The sequence below is a fragment of the Mesorhizobium sp. M7A.F.Ca.US.008.03.1.1 genome (assembly GCF_003997495.1).
GTDB lineage: Bacteria > Pseudomonadota > Alphaproteobacteria > Rhizobiales > Rhizobiaceae > Mesorhizobium.
In genome coordinates this window covers 223,971-240,588 of record NZ_RZRU01000002.1, presented here as the reverse complement: position 1 = coordinate 240,588, position 16,618 = coordinate 223,971, and the positions used below count along the sequence as shown (strand labels likewise).

Sequence of the window (16,618 nt, the reverse complement as noted above, 5' to 3'; positions counted from 1 at the left end):
GCACCGGCCAGGCGGATCGACAGGTCCGCCGCACAGACAAGGTAGCGCGCCTCGGTTCCGCACGGCATTGGTGCGATCACGGAAGGTGCCAGCGGCACTTCCCCGGGCTTCTGATTCGAACGCTTCGACGACCCGCCGGCCGGAGCCTGCAGACACGCCCGGGAAACGATCGCGGGCCGGCCCGGTGCCTTCTCAGTCGAGCGGTTCGTGCTGGTAGAGCTCGTCCATGCTGAGCGACGCCAGGGCGCCGAAAGGGGCCTGCTTTTTCACGCGCCCGCCGCTCAGGATCACCACGTCGTCGCAAAACGAGATGGTGCTGTGGTGATGGCTGATGACGATGGTCGTGCGGCGGCCGGCTCTCGACTTCAGGGTCTCGACGATGGCCGCTTCCGACAGGCCGTCCACCGCGTTGGTGGCTTCGTCCAGGATAAGCAGGTCGGGATCGCGGACCAGGGCTCTCGCCAAGGCGATCCGCTGCCTCTGTCCCGCCGACAGATTGACGCCCCTGTAACCAACCAGCGTCTCGTAGCCCTGAGGCAGCCTTTCGATGAATTCATGCGCTTCGGCCAGTCTTGCGGCAGCTTCGGCGTCGCCGGCTGTCGCCGCGTCCTGCCCGTAGGTTATGTTTTCAAAAATGCTGCCGTCGACCAGCTCCAGTTCCTGGCTGGCCAGGGCGATGTGGCGGCGCCACTGGGCGGCGTCGATCCGGTCGAGCGGCGATCCATCGACGAGGATGCTGCCGGTGTCCGGTTCGACGAAGCGGCACAGGAGATTGACGATCGTCGTCTTGCCGGCGCCCGAGCGGCCGATCAGCGCCGTCGAGCGGCCACCGCGGATTTCGAATGTCGCCGCATGCAGCACCACTTCACGCCGGTCCGTACCGGAATAGGTGAACGTCACATCGTCGAACTTGATGCCCTGGCGCAGGCCGTGGAATGGTCCGTCGCCTTGCGGCGGTCGCGGCTTGCCGGTGGGATCCAGCAGCCATGTCACCTCTTCGAGCGATCCGCTCAGGCCCTGCAGCTGGCTCCACGACCCTTGCAGGGCCCGCATATGGGGCTGCAGCCTGTAGAGCAGGATGACGAAGGCGATGATCAGCGGGAAACTCACCTGCGCCAGCCAGGCGCCGATCACCACCGCCAGGAACAGCATGGCGTGGAGAACCTCCGTCAGCGGCGGCAGCGCTCCCTGGCGCACGAGCAGCGCGAAGGAAGCGCGGCGAACCGCATCTGACGCCGTGTCGAATATCGCCTTCTCCCGCTTCTCCTGTCCGAAGATGCGGATCAGCCGTCCGGCATGCACAAGGTGGAGCATCTGCGAGGCGAGGTGGCCGTTGCGCGAAGCGACGCTGCGGCTGGGCTCCTTCAGATTGGCCGAGAGGATGGCGTGCGCGATCTGGACGAGCGCCAGTCCGAGCGTGACCAAAAGCGTCATGCGCCACGAAAGCAGCAACAGGAAAGCCAAGAGGATAATGGCGGCCGATGCGCTGACGATGGCCGACAGCATGATCTGGATCGCATCGGAGGCCCGCCAGGATTCGTTGGAGATGATGTTGAGCAGGCGTCCGGGGCTCTGCCGCAGGAAGAACGGGTAGCCGACCCGCAACAGCTGCTCCGACAAGGCACTGCGGATCGAGTGACTTGCCTTGCCGGAGATGAAGGTCGTCAGCAGCGTGTTGGCGAAGGCGAAGACGTTCTTCAGGATGATCGAGCCGAGGATGGCGACCGAAATAACAACCAGCCGGTCGCGCTCGCTCAAGCCCGATCCGACGTGCTGGAGAACGGCGGAGAAGCCTGCCATTCCGGCCGCATCCCCGTGTCCCATGATGATGCCCAGCAACGGGATGATCAGGCCGATGCCGAACCCTTCGAGGACGGCGCTGACCAGGCCGAGAACCACCACCGCCGGCAGCAGGCGCAGTTGCCGCTTTCCGAACGCCCGGAACAGCATCGGCAGATTTGGCGGCAGCATTGGCATTATTGCGTTTCACCCCGCCTGGGCATTGGCTTGCTGATCTTGCCGCACCGGCTCGGCCTGCGGCCGTCCGGCCAGCAGGAGAACAGCGAACCTGGCCGCGCCGAGCAAGTTCATGGCAACGATCGGCCAGTGCGGCAGGTTGAGTTCACGATCGAAGGCGGGTCCTCCCGCCAATTCCCTGATAGCCCCTCTTGCGGCCCAGTAGAAATGGCGAAGCAGCCAGGGCGCGTGGCGAACATGCTTCAGGCAGAGCCCGCCATTGCCCAGGCTGTAGTCGCGGTGCAGCTTCTCGATGGCTTTGCGATCCCGCCGGCCGTGATGATGGAATATCGTCATGTCAGGCACATACTCGACCGCGATGCCGAGCAGCATCGCCCGCACAAGGTAATCGGTATCCTCTGCCGACCGCAATGGTCCGCCGGCGCCGAAGCGTTCGTCGAAATAGCCGATGCGGGCCGCGACATCGCGGTGCATCGTCATGTTGCAGCCCAGCACGAAACCGCCGGGATGAACATCCGGCGTCAGCCGCTCGCGCGCCCACGACCGCTTGATGGTGAACGGCAAATCCCTCGCATCGCCAAGCTCGACACGACCGCCCCGGATGAGCCATTGTTCCCCGGACGCATAGTGTCGCTCCAGATCGCGCAAATAGTCGCGATGGACCGCGCAGTCATCGTCGACGAAGACCAGCACGCGGCCGCGCGCGCGCCTCAGCCCGGCGTTGCGCGCAGCCGCCAGCCCGCGGCGCGGCTCGCAAACGGGCGTGAACGGAATGTCCGACGCAGCCGCGATGCTGGCCAGGCGTTCGGCCGTGCGGTCGCTCGAACCGTTGTCGACGACCACGAGTTCGGCGGCGAAGCCGGCATGTGCGCGGCACGCGGCCTGCACCGACTTGATGCAGGCATCGAGCACGGCGACGCGGTTGCGCGTGCAGATGATGAAGCTGACTTCCGGCGCCGATCGTTCCGGGCGGGGACCGGCCGGGGCAGGGCCAAGCGCCGTCGAACGATCGCGCTGCAGAGGTTGGTTGGCTTTGACGATCATCCCTCACCCCGCCTGATAAGGTGCCAGCACCGCTGCGGCAGGCGCGGATTTGAAAAAATATGCCATGGCATCGGCTTGCCTGGCGGCCGACAGCGAGGCGAGGCTGAGCCAGGGCGCCCAGGCGCCGGGCCGCAGCGCATATTGTTCGCGGCGCCGGATGACGTTCCATTTCGCGGTCCGCGTCAGCAATTCATGCGTCAGCGAGGGCTGCTTTTCGTCGGCCACGAGCTGATAGAGGAAATAGAACAGGTTCAGCGCGCCGGCCTCGAAGCTCGGCCGCGTCGCCGCCGGCAGCGAGCGGATTTCCTCCTCCAGCGCGACGATGAAGCTGGCCGCGCGGGCGACCGTGTCGTGGCTGACCGCATCGCCAATGTCGCGCAGGTCCCGCGTGGCCTGCGCCAGGCCCTCGCGCTCGAGGTTCTCGGCCACGATCCGCAAATGTGTCCCGCGCATCTCCTTGACGTGCCGGCTGGTCACGCTTGCCTCATGGACGCGGTAGACGACCAGGTTTTCGGGCATCATGGTTGCCGGGTAACGGCCGGCCAGCCGCCTGAAAAGATCGAAGTCCTCGGCGTGCCTGTAGGTCTGGTCGTAGTGGAGAACGCCGTCGTCGACGACCTTCCTGTTATAGACGACCGTCGGGTGCATGAAGATCGTGAAGAACATCGCCAATACAGGGATGCGGCCGAACTGGAACACCGGATCGGGCCTGCCGATGGCGATGCGGCCGCGGATCAACATGTCGACGCCGGCGCCGCAGAAGCCCAGTTCCGGCCGCCGCTCGAACAGCGCGACCTGGCGCGACAAGCGCCAGGGATAGGCGATGTCGTCGGCGTCCATCCGCGCGACCAGTTCGCCCCGGGCGACCGCCAGCCCTTCGTTGAGGGTCGCGACAAGGCCGCGGTTTTCGCGCGAGATGATCGAGATGCGGCTGTCGGCCTTTTGGCATCGCTCGAGTATCTCGAGCGAATTGTCGGTCGAGCCGTCATCGATCGCGATGATCTCCAGGCGGCCGTAATCCTGCCGCAGGATGCTTCCCAGCGCGTCGGCGAGATAGGGCCCGGCATTGTAGACCGGCAACAGGACGGAGACGAGCGGTGCGGCGGTCATCGTCTTGCATCCGTGCGCTGGAGTTCGAGCGCCGGTGTGCGGCCATCGGGCGCTCCGACGGCAGCCGTCGCGAGCCAGCCGCCATGGCTGCCCTGCGCGGAGCGGGTGCGCGCGACATAGGGGAAGTGGCGCTTCAGGCTGTTGAGAGGCCTCTCGAAAACCACCCAGGAAATCGAGGCCACGACAATCGTAGCGGCGCCCGCGACCAGGAATCGCCCTGGCCCTTGCTCCGAGACGTTGAGCGGAATCCAGGGTTGCGCCTTGACGGCGAGCGACAGCAATATCGGATGATAGAGATAGACGCCGTAGCTGATGCGGCCGAGGCCAAGCAGCGGCGGCAGTTCGGCAAGCTTGCCCAGGGGACCGCCAAGGCTGCGCGAACAGGCGGCGACGATGGCCATCAGCGGTACCAGCGGCAAGACTTGCCGCACCATCCAGTGGGCCCATTCCAGCATCGGATCGGCAGGTGCCGGGACAAACCACTCGATGAGAAGGAATGCGGCCGCGAAGGCTGGCCAGCCCAGCCGCATCCAGTGCGGCAGAGCCGCACCCCTGGACCGCCAGCAGGCAAGCAGCGCGCCCGTCGCCAGCGCATCCATGGATGCCGGCGGCAGCAGGTCGCGCGCCAGCGCCGGCGTGGCGGTGATCGGCCAATAGAAGCGATAGGCCAGCGACAGCGCGATGACGCCGATGCAGATCTGTTCGAAGCGGCGGCGCGGGGCCAGCAGGACGACCAGCGGCCAGGCAAGATAGAACTGCTCCTCGATGCTCAGGCTCCAGAAATGGCACAGCACCCAAGGGTTCCAGTCATTGCGCAGCGCATACCAGAAATTCGACAGGTAAAGCGCATGCCAGATCAGCGATCCCCTGGATTGGTCCAGGTCGACCAGCCAGACGAAACCCAGGACGGCAAAATAGGGCGGAAATATCCGCAAGCCTCGCCTGATATAGAAGGATCGCAGCGCGGGGCCGGTCTCGAATTCGGCGGCCGAACGCGCTTCCAGGAGCAGGCGCGTGATGAGGAAGCCGCTCAGCACGAAGAACAGCCGCACGCCGATATGGCCCCAGAATGAAGATCCTCCAGCGGCGAAGAAATGGGAATACAACACCATCGTCACGGCGATGGCTCTCAACGCATCGAGTTGGATGTCGCGGGCGGTTCCCATCAGCGGCTTCCGTGGCATTGATGTCCGCGACGCAGCCAGCCGGTCGTTTCGGGCAGCACGCCAAGGCGGACGAGAGCCGCCAGGGCGCCGGTACCGTCAAACCTGCGCTTTGCGCGTCCAATCGCGGCGAGTCCGATCGCGCCGGGCTCGAAATCGACGGACGGACAGCACAGGTTGGTCAACGTGCCGGAATCCTCCACAGCGTATGTCCAGTCGCAAACGAACCTCCAAAGGAATGGTTCGGCTACCGCATTGTGCGGCGCAACACAAAAAATCTACCGGGTTGAAATACTTATTTGAGCGATGACTAAAGATTCTCGCTTGACCGGTTGGGGAGACGTCGTGGGTCGAGGCAATAAGATAGGTCTAATTGGTTGTTAAACCACACGAAATTCCGGAATGTGTATTTGTATGGATTGCCCTTGGCTGCAGAAGTGGGTTGGAATCATTCCCTTGCGCGGTGCAGCATCGTCGCCGTCTTTTTCTTGGTTTGCCGCAGGGCTCGCTGTTCTGAGGCAGGCATTTCGTCCAACGGGAACTCGCAGGTAGCGCCGCTCACACTGCCTCGAACACCACTGTCTGTTCCAGTCCGCCGTCCCGGCGGTTTTCCAGTGTTACTGTCCCCCCGTAGCGCTCGATGATTTCCTTGGCGATGGCGAGGCCAAGACCGGCTCCGGGGATGGATTGCAGGCGGCCGGGGTCGACGCGGAAGAAGGGCTCGAACGCCTTGTTCAGGAGCTCCGGCGGAATGCCCGGGCCATGGTCCGATATGGTCAGCACGGCGCGATTGTCGGCCGCGGCCAGGTCGATGCGGCACGCCTTGCCATGGGTGGCGGCGTTGACGATCAGGTTGCGCAAGGCGCGGCGCAGGCCGAGCGCACCGGCCCGCACGCAAACCTTGTCCAGGTGTCCGATCGAGACGGCATGGCCGAGCGACACCATCTCGGCTTCGATATCGCGCACCGTCTTTGCCAGGGCGACCGCTTCGACGGCGTCCTGGTTCACCTCTTCGCGTACCAGGCGGATGGCGCTGTCGGCGATGCGGTCGAGCTCGTCGAGGTCGTGAAGCCATTTTTCGCGTTCGTCGTCGAGGAATTCGGCGCGCAGCCGCATGCGCGTCATCGGCGTGCGCAGATCATGGCCGGCGGCGGCGACCAGCCGCATGCGGCTTTCCATGGCGGTCCTGAGCCGCGACGAGAGCTGGTTCAGCGCATGCGCGGTGGCCTTGACCTCGGCCGAGCCCACTTCCGGCACCGCCGTCAGCACGCCGTCCGATCCGATCTTGGAGACGGCGGCCTCCAGCATCTCGAGCGGGCGGATCAGCACCGAGGTGAAATAGACCGACACCGCCGTGGCGCCGGCGACGATCAGCGAGATCCAGCCGGCCAAGACCAGCCATTCGCGCCGTGGCGGCTTGAGATGCGGCACCTCCATGATCGCCCAGCGGCTGTCAGGCAGGTGCATCGATGCGATCTGGCCGGGTTCGCCCGTCTTCTCGTTGACGACCGCGGGAAAGTCGAGGCCACGGCGGTGCAGGATGTCGTTGAGCATCGCCGTTTCCGCACGAGCCACCTTGCCGCCCGCCGGATGGTCGGCGAATTGAACCCGCAGGACGTCGGGGATCGGCCCCGGCAAGAGCCGCACCACCAGTTCCATCTGTTGGGCAATCCAGGGCACGGTCAGTTCCGGCGGCGGTCCCCCGCCGCGCACGCTGATGACTGCGGCCGTCGCCAGGCCGACGACGCCGACGATCGAGGCGACCAGCAGCAGGATGAGACGACGGCGCAGCGAATTCACGGGTGGCTCTCCATGGTCTCGACGCGCGCGGTGAGCTGGTAGCCGCCATTGCGCACGGTCTTGAACAGCGGCCCGTCGCCGGTGTCGGAAAATTTGCGGCGCAGCCGGCTCACCAGCACGTCGACCGAACGCTCGAGCGGGTCACGCTCGCGGCCTTGCGTCAGGTCGAGAAGCTGGTCGCGCGACAAAAGCCGGCCGGGGCGGTCGAGAAACACTTGCAAAAGATCGAACTCTGCGCCGGTGAGGTCGACGGCCACGCCTTGCGCGTCCGTCACCTTGCGGGTGTCCGGCTCCAGCCTGTAGCTGGCAAAGCGGTAGATGCGCGCGCGGGGCGAGGCGGCGGGCGCCTCCTCGGGCGCCGAGCGCCTGAGCACGGCGCGGATGCGGGCAATGAGCTCACGCGGATTGAACGGCTTGCCGAGATAGTCGTCGGCGCCGAGTTCCAGGCCGATGATGCGGTCGACATCTTCTTTCAGCGCGGTCAGCAGGATGATCGGGGTGTGCGGCTTGCGGTCGCGCAAGCCGCGGCAGATATCGAGCCCCGAGCCGTCCGGCAGCATCACGTCGAGCACGATCAGGTCGAATTGGAGCGAGCCAAGCCGTTGCTCGCATTCGCGCCGGTCCGCCGCCGCCGTGACGCGAAAGCCCTGGCTGTCGAGATAACGCTGGAGAAGCGTCCTGATCTCGCGGTCGTCGTCGACGACGAGGATATGGGGTTGTGACTGCATGACCGTGCCGTTGCCGATGATTGTAGAGACCTATGATTATAGAGGCCCGTGATTTCGGGGGGCCGTGATTACAGGGGCTTGCCGCGATTATAGGGAGAGCCACGCCCAAGCGGCATGGAAAATTGCAACTGAATGTTTCCGGTGGCCTGAGGGAAACATTCGGAAACAAATTGCCCTTTTGCGGAAACCTTCGGCAACACGCCGACGCGAAGCGGACAAAGACGCTTCCTATCCTCTGAACTGTCCGAAGCATGAGAGAAAGGAACATCTTTATGCGAAGCAGACTTCTTGCGCTCGGCCTGTTTTCCGTCGCCGCAATTCACCCCGCGCTGGCAGCGCAGCCCGATGCCGGCGCCGGGCCCGGCGAGCCGCCACCTGTCATGGCCATGCAGGACGGCCTAGATCACCGCCCGATGGCTGGACCCGGCCCGCATGGACCGATGCGGCCTGGTTCGCAGGGTTTTGGCCCACAGGGCTTTGGTCCCCGCCGCATGGGTCCGCCGCCGGAATTCATGCTGGCCGCCAGGCTGGCCGCGCTGGAGACCCGCGTCGGCATCCGCACCGAACAGCTCGATGCCTGGCGCGACTACACCAGCGCGCTGCAGGCCGTGCTTTCGCCGTCACGTCCCGACCGCGGCCCTGGTGGTACGGGCGGACCAGCCGGTCCTGAAGCGAAGGGTCCCGACGCAGCAGGCCCAGGCGGCAAGCCAGATCCCTTCGCCTTCCAGGAAAAGCTGGCCGACGACGTCACCGCCCGCGCGGTTTCGGCCGGCAGACTGAAGGAGGCGATCGCTGAACTGCGTGCCAGGCTGACGCCCGAACAACTTGAAATCCTCGCTTCGGCGGAACGTCCCCATGGATCACCCCCCGGTCCCTGGGGCGGCCCGCCGAACGATGCAGCCGGCCCCAGAGGCCTGCCCAACGATGGCAGGCAGCTCCCGCCCCAGCCCGGGAACGACGAGCAACTCTGACCGACTGCACCGGCCGGCCCGGTACCCAACCCGTTCTCGGGCCGGCCGGTTCTCTAGAGGATGGCGGGCGTATCTCCGCCATCCCTCGTTTCAATCACGTCCAGTTCGAACCATGCAATGGAAGCACGACAATGTGGGAAGCCATGATCATGCTGCGGCTGCTCGCGTCTGCCAGCCCGAGGCTCTCGTTCGGGCCTGCCGGGCGAGGCATGCCGCTGGCCCTGCCGGTCGACACGCTGAAGGGCGCGATCCGCCTGAACTTCGCCGCCTGGCGGCTGTCGCTTCCGCTCTCACCAAATGACCACGCAGATCATGACCGCAAGATCGCGTGAACCTCGGGACCGCGCAGGACTCTGGATCGCGCAGGACTCGGACAAGACGCTTGGCATGTCCTTGCTGATCGGCATAATGATGTTGGTGGGCATCGCGGCCAGCTGCTCGACCTTCGAGCAGCTCCGGCCGCCGAGAAGGAGCGCGACATGAGCCGCTTCGAAGCATTGCTCGTCGCCGTCCGCAGACCGGCGCGGCCCACCGTCAAGATCGGCCGGCATGCTTCGACCAAGCGGTCGATTGCCCGCGCACGCAACTCCAGCGAAAGATCATTCAGTCCATGTCTATCCAGTCTAGCCCGTCTCCGCAGCCGGCACGCCGTCTGACGCCCTGGGCCGCGATGTTCGCCGCCGCCACCTTTCTGCTGGCGGCCTGCTCGCAGGAGAGCAGCGCCCCCGCCGGTATGGGCGCGCCCGGCAAACCGGAAGTCGGCGTCGTCACCTTGCATCCGCAATCTGTGGCGATCACCGCCGAACTGTCGGGACGCACGGCGGCCTCGCTGGTTGCCGAGGTGCGCCCGCAAGTGAACGGCATCATCCAGCAGCGCCTGTTCAAGGAGGGCAGCGAGGTGGCGGCTGGACAGCCGCTCTACCTCATCGATCCGGCGAGCTACAAGGCATCCTATGACAGCGCGGTCGCCGCACAGCAGAAGGCGCAAGCGGCGGTGCCCACGGCGCAGGCCAAGTTCGACCGCTATGCCGGTCTGTTGAAGCAGAACGTTGTTTCCAAACAGGATTATGACGATGCCGCCGCCACGCTGGCGCAGGCGCAAGCCGATGTCGCGTCGGCCAAGGCCAGCGCCGAGACGGCGCGCATCAGCCTCGACCGCACCTCGATCACAGCGCCGATCGCCGGCCGCATCGACAAGTCCACGTTGACGCCCGGCGCGTTGGTCACCGCCAATCAGGACACTGTGCTGACCACCATCCGTTCGCTCGATCCGATCAATGTCGACGTCACGCAATCGAGCACCAACCTGCTCAATTTGCGCCAGGCCATCTCGGAAGGGCGGCTGAAGTTCAGCGGCCCCAATGTCAGCGTCAAGCTGAAGCTCGAGAACGGCACCATCTACACGCAGACCGGCAAGCTGGAATTCGCCGGCGCCAATGTCGACCAGACCACCGGCACCTTCGCGCTCAGGGCCGAATTCCCCAATCCCGACCGCCTGCTTTTGCCCGGCATGTATGTGCGGGCGCTGGTCGAGGAGGGCGTCGCCCAGAACAGCTTCCTGGTGCCGCAGCGCGCCGTCAGTCGCAACACCAAGGGCGAGGCGACCGCCATGGTCATCAATGTGCAGGGCAAGGTCGAGACGCGGGTGCTCGCCGTGCGCAACAGCGTCGGCAACAACTGGCTGGTGGATTCGGGTGTCGGCGACGGCGACCGTGTCATCGTCGAGGGCATGCAGCTGGTGCGTCCCGGCGGCGATGCAACGGGCGTCGAAGTGACGATCGACGAGACGACCGGCGAGGTCAAGGATCGCGGGCAGGGCACATCAGCCGCACCGGCCGCGTCCACCGCTACCAAACCGGCGCCTGCCGCCGCGACCGGGAACTGAGCGATGTCCGTATTCTTCATCAACCGGCCGATCTTCGCCTGGGTGATCGCCATCGTGATCATGCTGGGCGGGCTTCTGGCACTCACCTCGCTGCCGATCTCGCAATATCCGCAGATCGCGCCGACCACGGTCAACATCAGCGCCACCTATCCGGGCGCCGACGCGCAGACCGTCGAGAACTCGGTGACCAAGGTCATCGAGCAAGGCATGACCGGCATCGACAATCTCGACTACATGACGGCGACGTCGACCTCGACCGGGTCGGCTTCGATCACGCTGACTTTCACCACATCAGCCGATCCCGATACCGCCCAGGTGCAGACGCAAAACAAGCTGCAGCTGGTGCAGTCGCAGTTGCCGCAGGTGGTGCAGAGCAACGGCATCACCGTCTCCAAATCCTCGACCGGCTTCCTGATGGTCATCGGCTTCGTCTCGACCGACGGCAAGATGAACTCGACCGATCTCGCCGATTATGTCGACGCCACCGTCAACGACACGCTGAAGCGCGTCGAGGGTGTCGGCTCGACGCAGCTGTTCGGCTCCGGCTATGCCATGCGCATCTGGCTCGATCCCGACAAGCTCGCCAAATACGCCTTGATGCCGAGCGACGTTGCCTCGGCGATCGAGGCGCAGAACACGCAGGTTTCAGCCGGCCAGCTCGGCGGCCTGCCGGCGCGCAAGGGCCAGCAGCTCAACGCCACTGTGACGGCCAAGAGCCGGCTGCAGACCGCCGAACAGTTCCGCAACATCATCCTGAAGAGCCAGACGGACGGCTCGCTGGTTCGCCTCAACGACGTCGCCACGGTCGAACTCGGCGCCGAAAGCTACACGACGCAGGCCAATTACAACGGCAAGCCGGCGGCCGGCGTCGCCGTCAATTTGGCGACCGGCGCCAACGCCATCAACACCGCCGAAGCGGTGCGTTCGACGATCGCCCGGCTGAGCTCGACCTTCCCGCAAGGCGTCGAGGTCGTCTATCCCTACGACACTTCGCCTTTCGTGCGGCTGTCGATCGAGGAGGTGGTCAAGACGCTGGCCGAAGCGATCGTGCTGGTGTTCCTGGTGATGTTCATCTTCCTGCAGAATTTGCGCGCCACCATCATCCCGACGATCGCCGTGCCGGTGGTGCTGCTCGGCACGTTCGGCGTGCTGTCCCTGTTCGGCTATTCCGTCAACACGCTGACCATGTTCGCCATGGTGCTGGCCATCGGCCTCTTGGTCGACGACGCCATCGTCGTGGTCGAGAATGTCGAACGCGTGATGCAAGAGGAAGGCCTGTCGCCGAAGGAGGCGACGCGCAAGTCGATGCACGAAATCACCGGCGCGCTGATCGGCATCGCCACCGTGCTTTCGGCCGTGTTCGTGCCGATGGCTTTCTTCGGCGGTTCGACCGGCATCATCTACCGGCAATTTTCGGTGACCATCGTCTCGGCGATGGTGCTGTCGGTGCTGGTGGCACTGGTGCTGACGCCCGCACTTTGCGCCACCATCCTGCGGCCGCCCAAGGACCATGCGACGCAGACCGGTCCGTTCGGCTGGTTCAACCGTGTCTTCGACCGCGGCACGCTTGCCTATCGCGACGGCTCGCACGGCATCATCAACCGGTCCTGGCGCTTCCTCGTCGTGTTCCTGGCCATCGTCGTTGCCGTGGGCTGGATGTTTGCCCGGCTGCCGAGTTCGTTCCTGCCCGAAGAGGACCAGGGCATCCTGATCACCAGCGTGCAGCTGCCGGTCGGCGCGACGCAGGATCGCACCGAGCGCGTGCTGGCAGAAGTGACCGACCATTATCTCAACCAGGAGAAGGATGTCGTCGACGGGGTGTTCACCGCTTCCGGCTTCGGCTTCGGCGGCGCCGGGCAGAATGTCGGCATCGCTTTCGTGCGGCTGAAGGATTTCGACCTGCGCAAATCGCCGGCTTCGGCCGCGCAGGCCATCGCCGGCCGGGCAATGGGCGCGTTTTCGAAGATCAGGGACGCGCAGGTCTTCGCGCTCGCGCCGCCCGCCATCCAGGGCTTCGGCAACACCAACGGCTTCGACTTCTACCTGCAGGACGTCAACGGCGCCGGCCATGACGCGCTGATCCAGACGCGCAACCAGCTTCTGGCCCTGGCCGGGCAGAGCAAGGTGCTCGCCAACACAAGGCCTAACGGGCAGGAAGACCAGCCGCAATTCTCGGTCGACATCGACCAGGAAAAGGCCAGCGCGCTGGGCGTCAGCCTGGCCGACATCAACAACACGCTGTCGACCGCCTGGGGCAGCGACTACGTCAACGACTTCATCGATCGCGGGCGGGTGAAACCGGTCTATCTGCAGTCGGACCCGAGCTTCCGCATGCAGCCGGAAGACCTGGACAAATGGCAGGTCCGCAATGCCAGCGGCGCCATGGTGCCGTTCTCGGCCTTCGCCTCCAGCCACTGGACATTCGGCTCGCCCAGGCTGGAGCGCTACAATGGTTCGGCGGCGGTCGAGATCCAGGGCGCGGCGGCCTCTGGCGTCAGTTCGGGCGCCGCCATGGACGAGATCGACAAGCTCGTCGCGCAGCTGCCCGCCGGCTATTCGCACGAATGGACCGGCCTGTCGCACCAGGAGAAGCTTTCCGGCAACCAGGCGCTGTCGCTTTATGCGATCTCGGCACTCGTGGTGTTCCTGTGCCTGGCAGCACTTTATGAGAGCTGGTCGATCCCGTTCGCGGTCATGCTGTCGGTGCCGATCGGCATCTTCGGCGCGCTGCTGGCGGCAAGCCTGTTCGGCCAGTCCAACGACGTCTATTTCAAGGTCGGCCTGCTGACCACGATCGGTCTTGCCGCCAAGAACGCCATCCTCATCGTCGAGTTCGCCATCGAGCGGCAGACCGCCGGGATGGGGCTTGTCGAGGCGACGCTGGAGGCGGCGCGACAACGGCTGCGGCCGATCCTGATGACGTCGCTGGCCTTTATCCTCGGTGTGCTGCCGCTGGCGATTGCGAGCGGCGCCGGCTCGGGCGCGCAGAACTCGGTCGGCATCGGCGTGATGGGCGGCATGATCGCGGCGACCGTGATCGGCGTGTTCCTGGTGCCGCTATTGTTCGTCACGGTGCGACGCATCTTCAAGGGCAGGGCGGCCAAACCAGATACGGGCGAGACGCCGGTGACGGCCAACCAGCAATAAGGAAAACTTCACATGACAGGTTTGGAACGTGGCTCGGTGGCCGCGGGGCGGCTTCTTGCGCCTATGATTACCGCTGTCCTGCTCGCGGGATGCGTCGTCGGTCCGGACTATCAGACGCCGATATTGGCGATGCCGGCAAGCTGGAGCGGCCAGAAACCGACAAAGCCGGCCCAGCCGGCGCAACTGTCGAAATGGTGGCAGCGGCTGCGCGATCCCGAGCTGAACACGCTTGTCGACGAAGCGGCTGCCGGCAATCTCGACGTCGCTACCGCCAAGGCGAGGATCCGCGAGGCGCGCGCCAGCTATCGGCAGAGCGTCGGCACCTTGCTGCCCTCGGTGGATGGCTCCGGCTCGGCAACCCGCAACAAGTCGGCCGAGACCACGTCAGGATCCAACGCCACCTACAACGAGTACCAGGCCGGCTTCGACGCCAGCTGGGAACTCGACCTGTTCGGCGCCAACCGCAGGGGTGTCGAGGCCGCCCGTTATGGGCTGGACGCCTCGCAGGAGGAACTGCGCTCGACGCTTCTGACGCTGGTCGGCGATGTGGCATCCTATTATGCGCAGGCGCGCGGCTACCAGGCCCGCATCGGGCTCGCGCGGCGTTCGGCCGCGTCGCAAAGGCAGACCGCCGAACTCACCCGCACCATGGCGCAGGCGGGCACGGCAACCGCAGCCGACGTCGCCAAGGCGATGGGGCAGGCGGCGAGCACCGAAGCCGCGGTGCCGACGCTGGAGGCAAGCTATGCGCAAGCCATGCATCGTCTCTCGGTGCTGACCGGCCGCCCGCCGGCCGCACTCAGCGATCGGCTGAAGCGTAGCGCGCCGATTCCGACGCCGCGCCTGCCGATCCCGACCGGCATTCCCGCCGACATCCTTCTGTCTCGCCCCGATGTGCGCATGGCGGAACGCCAATACGCGCAATACACCGCCAAGATCGGCCAGGCCGAGGCAGCCCGCTATCCCTCGGTCAGCCTGACCGGAGACATCAGCACGGCGGCGCTGAAGCTCGGCGATCTCGGCAAGAATTCGTCGATCGGCTGGTCGTTCGGGCCGACGCTCAGCGTGCCCTTGTTCAATGCCGGCCAGTTGCAGGCGGCCGTCGAGGTCGCCAAGGCGCAGCGCGATCAATATTTCATCGCCTACCGGTCTTCGGTGCTGACGGCGCTCGAGGATGTCGAGAACGCGCTGGTGCTGTTGTCGCAGGAGCGCGTCAGGATAGCCAAGCTCGCCTCTTCGGCGAAATCCTATGGCGAGGCGGCAAGTCTCGAAGGCACGCTCTACAAGGCCGGCGAGACAAGCCTTCTCGATGTGCTCGACGCCCAGCGCTCGCTCTATTCGGCCGAGGACACGCTGCTGCAAAGCCGCGTCTTGCTGGCGACCAATTACATCGCCCTCAACAAGGCGCTCGGCGGCGGCTGGGATGGCACGGTCGACAGCGCCAAGCCGGAGATCGGCGACGCCAAGATGGGGCCACGGCTGGCGTCGAAGCCGGCCTCGTGAGGCGCTCCCAAGGCCTCGGCTGCTTGCTTCGAGGCGGCTGCGCCACACGTCGCTCATCGCCGATGCGGCGCGTGAAAATGCCGCCTTTAGCTTTGGTGATGGCGGGCGCGTCGCTTGGCTGATATTGATGACGTCCACGCATAGTACAGGCGCCATAGATGACATCCGATCCACAGAAGGCCGAAGCGGTCGGGCAGTTGCTCGAAACGCCGGACCTTGCCAGCGCGCTGGAGAGCGAACAGTTCAAGAAGTTCCTCGATCAGGTGCCGATCGCCATTGCGGTCTCGGACCTGGGTTCGAAGGAGCGTGTCGTCTATGCCAACCCGGAATTCGAGAGACTGTCCGGCCTCAAGGCGGCGACGCTCGCCCAGAAGCACTGGGCGGCTCTTTCCGGCACCGGCCTGCACCAGCAGAAGGACCGGGCGTTGTTCGAGGCCGTGGTCGAGGAGACCGATTTCGTCGGCACGTTCCGGCTGGAGCGGACGGAAGACCAACCGGCGATCGTTGACGTCTATTCCAATGTCATCGAGGACGACAATGGCAAGGTCTGTTTCCGGCTGGTGGCGCTGGTCGACGTCTCGGCCCACGGCGAAACGGAGGATGCGCGATCGATCGACGAGCGCATCCGCGAGAAGGACACGCTGCTGCGCGAACTGCAGCACCGGGTGAAGAACAATCTGCAGATGATCACCGCGCTGATCCGGATGGAGACGCGCAACGCGGCCGAGCCGGACCAGAAGCGTTTCGAGAGGCTGGCGGGGCGCGTCGACGCGCTGGCGATCCTCTACCAGACGCTGTCGGGGGACGATGACAAGGATGAGGTCGATCTTGGCGTCTATCTCAGCCAGATCGCGTCGGCGGTGATGAACTCGCACGCCGTCGAGGGCATCCGCCTCGATATGAAGGTGGATACCTATCCGGTGTCGATCAATGTCGCCATGCCGACCGGGCTGGTGGTGAATGAACTTCTGACCAATGCGCTCAAACATGCCTTCCAGGGACGCGATGGCGGCACGATCACTCTGCACAGCATCGTTGACGGCGATGGCTGCCGCATCGTGATCGCCGATGACGGCATCGGCCTGCCGGAGGGCGAGACCTGGCCCAAGAGCGGCAAGCTCGGCGCGCTGATCGCCCGTTCACTGACAGAGAATGCCAAGGCGGAATTCGACGTCAATTCGAGCGCCGGCGAGGGCACGAGGGTCACCATCGTCTTCAAGCGCTCGGCTGCCGCCGCCTAAAGCGTATCGTCGTCTTGGGATCTCACACCTACAGGATCATCTCCAGCTA

Annotated in this window: 12 protein-coding genes; 6 read left to right on the top strand and 6 right to left on the bottom strand. The window is 65.2% G+C overall.

What is annotated here, in order from left to right; translation table 11 throughout:
- Positions 1-192: 192 nt before the first annotated feature.
- From EOA16_RS04065 to EOA16_RS04040, 6 genes are all read right to left on the bottom strand, one after another.
- The gene (locus tag EOA16_RS04065; RefSeq protein WP_127255717.1) at positions 193-1,977 is read right to left on the bottom strand and encodes an ABC transporter ATP-binding protein; all 1,785 of its coding nucleotides are present in this window, start codon (positions 1,975-1,977) and stop codon (positions 193-195) included.
- Between the two features lie 9 nt (positions 1,978-1,986).
- A complete protein-coding gene (locus EOA16_RS04060) occupies positions 1,987-3,021 on the bottom strand; it encodes a glycosyltransferase (RefSeq protein WP_127255715.1) in 1,035 nt (344 codons plus the stop codon).
- A gap of 3 nt (positions 3,022-3,024) precedes the next feature.
- Positions 3,025-4,131, bottom strand: a complete 1,107-nt coding sequence (locus EOA16_RS04055; protein WP_127255713.1) for a glycosyltransferase family A protein — start codon at positions 4,129-4,131, stop codon at positions 3,025-3,027.
- A complete protein-coding gene (locus tag EOA16_RS04050) occupies positions 4,128-5,297 on the bottom strand; it encodes an acyltransferase (protein WP_127255711.1) in 1,170 nt (389 codons plus the stop codon). The genes EOA16_RS04055 and EOA16_RS04050 overlap by 4 nt, the downstream gene beginning before the upstream one ends.
- Before the next feature lie 555 nt (positions 5,298-5,852).
- Positions 5,853-7,094 carry an ATP-binding protein gene (locus tag EOA16_RS04045; protein ID WP_127255709.1) on the bottom strand — a complete coding sequence of 414 codons (1,242 nt, stop codon included), beginning with the start codon at positions 7,092-7,094 and terminating at the stop codon, positions 5,853-5,855.
- A complete protein-coding gene (locus EOA16_RS04040; RefSeq protein WP_127255707.1) occupies positions 7,091-7,822 on the bottom strand; it encodes a response regulator in 732 nt (243 codons plus the stop codon). Before EOA16_RS04040 ends, EOA16_RS04045 begins: the two co-directional genes overlap by 4 nt.
- Positions 7,823-8,094: 272 nt before the next feature.
- On the opposite strand from EOA16_RS04040, the gene EOA16_RS04035 reads away from it, so the two are divergent.
- The 6 genes from EOA16_RS04035 (at position 8,095) to EOA16_RS04010 (ending at position 16,569) form a co-directional block, all read left to right on the top strand.
- Complete coding sequence (locus EOA16_RS04035) at positions 8,095-8,793, top strand: hypothetical protein (RefSeq protein WP_127255705.1); 699 nt, start codon at positions 8,095-8,097, stop codon at positions 8,791-8,793.
- Positions 8,794-8,924: 131 nt separating this feature from the next.
- Positions 8,925-9,125, top strand: a complete 201-nt coding sequence (locus EOA16_RS04030; protein ID WP_127255703.1) for a hypothetical protein — start codon at positions 8,925-8,927, stop codon at positions 9,123-9,125.
- A 278-nt stretch (positions 9,126-9,403) separates the two neighbouring features.
- A complete protein-coding gene (locus tag EOA16_RS04025; protein ID WP_127255701.1) occupies positions 9,404-10,678 on the top strand; it encodes an efflux RND transporter periplasmic adaptor subunit in 1,275 nt (424 codons plus the stop codon).
- 3 nt (positions 10,679-10,681) lie between these two features.
- Positions 10,682-13,825, top strand: a complete 3,144-nt coding sequence (locus tag EOA16_RS04020) for an efflux RND transporter permease subunit (protein WP_127255699.1) — start codon at positions 10,682-10,684, stop codon at positions 13,823-13,825.
- A 12-nt stretch (positions 13,826-13,837) separates the two neighbouring features.
- The gene (locus tag EOA16_RS04015) at positions 13,838-15,328 is read left to right on the top strand and encodes an efflux transporter outer membrane subunit (RefSeq protein ID WP_127255697.1); all 1,491 of its coding nucleotides are present in this window, start codon (positions 13,838-13,840) and stop codon (positions 15,326-15,328) included.
- 158 nt (positions 15,329-15,486) lie between these two features.
- A complete protein-coding gene (locus tag EOA16_RS04010; RefSeq protein WP_127255695.1) occupies positions 15,487-16,569 on the top strand; it encodes a histidine kinase dimerization/phosphoacceptor domain -containing protein in 1,083 nt (360 codons plus the stop codon).
- Positions 16,570-16,618: the final 49 nt, after the last annotated feature.

Excerpts from the sequence above, each read along its gene's own strand:
- EOA16_RS04015 (WP_127255697.1), top strand. The coding sequence starts at position 13,838 with ATGACAGGTTTGGAACGTGGCTCGGTGGCCGCGGGGCGGCTTCTTGCG.
- EOA16_RS04065 (WP_127255717.1), bottom strand. The coding sequence starts at position 1,977 with ATGCCAATGCTGCCGCCAAATCTGCCGATGCTGTTCCGGGCGTTCGGA.
- EOA16_RS04050 (WP_127255711.1), bottom strand. The coding sequence starts at position 5,297 with ATGGGAACCGCCCGCGACATCCAACTCGATGCGTTGAGAGCCATCGCC.
- EOA16_RS04025 (WP_127255701.1), top strand. The coding sequence starts at position 9,404 with ATGTCTATCCAGTCTAGCCCGTCTCCGCAGCCGGCACGCCGTCTGACG.
- EOA16_RS04035 (WP_127255705.1), top strand. The coding sequence starts at position 8,095 with ATGCGAAGCAGACTTCTTGCGCTCGGCCTGTTTTCCGTCGCCGCAATT.
- EOA16_RS04020 (WP_127255699.1), top strand. The coding sequence starts at position 10,682 with ATGTCCGTATTCTTCATCAACCGGCCGATCTTCGCCTGGGTGATCGCC.
- EOA16_RS04055 (WP_127255713.1), bottom strand. The coding sequence starts at position 4,131 with ATGACCGCCGCACCGCTCGTCTCCGTCCTGTTGCCGGTCTACAATGCC.
- EOA16_RS04040 (WP_127255707.1), bottom strand. The coding sequence starts at position 7,822 with ATGCAGTCACAACCCCATATCCTCGTCGTCGACGACGACCGCGAGATC.
- EOA16_RS04060 (WP_127255715.1), bottom strand. The coding sequence starts at position 3,021 with ATGATCGTCAAAGCCAACCAACCTCTGCAGCGCGATCGTTCGACGGCG.
- EOA16_RS04010 (WP_127255695.1), top strand. The coding sequence starts at position 15,487 with ATGACATCCGATCCACAGAAGGCCGAAGCGGTCGGGCAGTTGCTCGAA.
- EOA16_RS04030 (WP_127255703.1), top strand. The coding sequence starts at position 8,925 with ATGTGGGAAGCCATGATCATGCTGCGGCTGCTCGCGTCTGCCAGCCCG.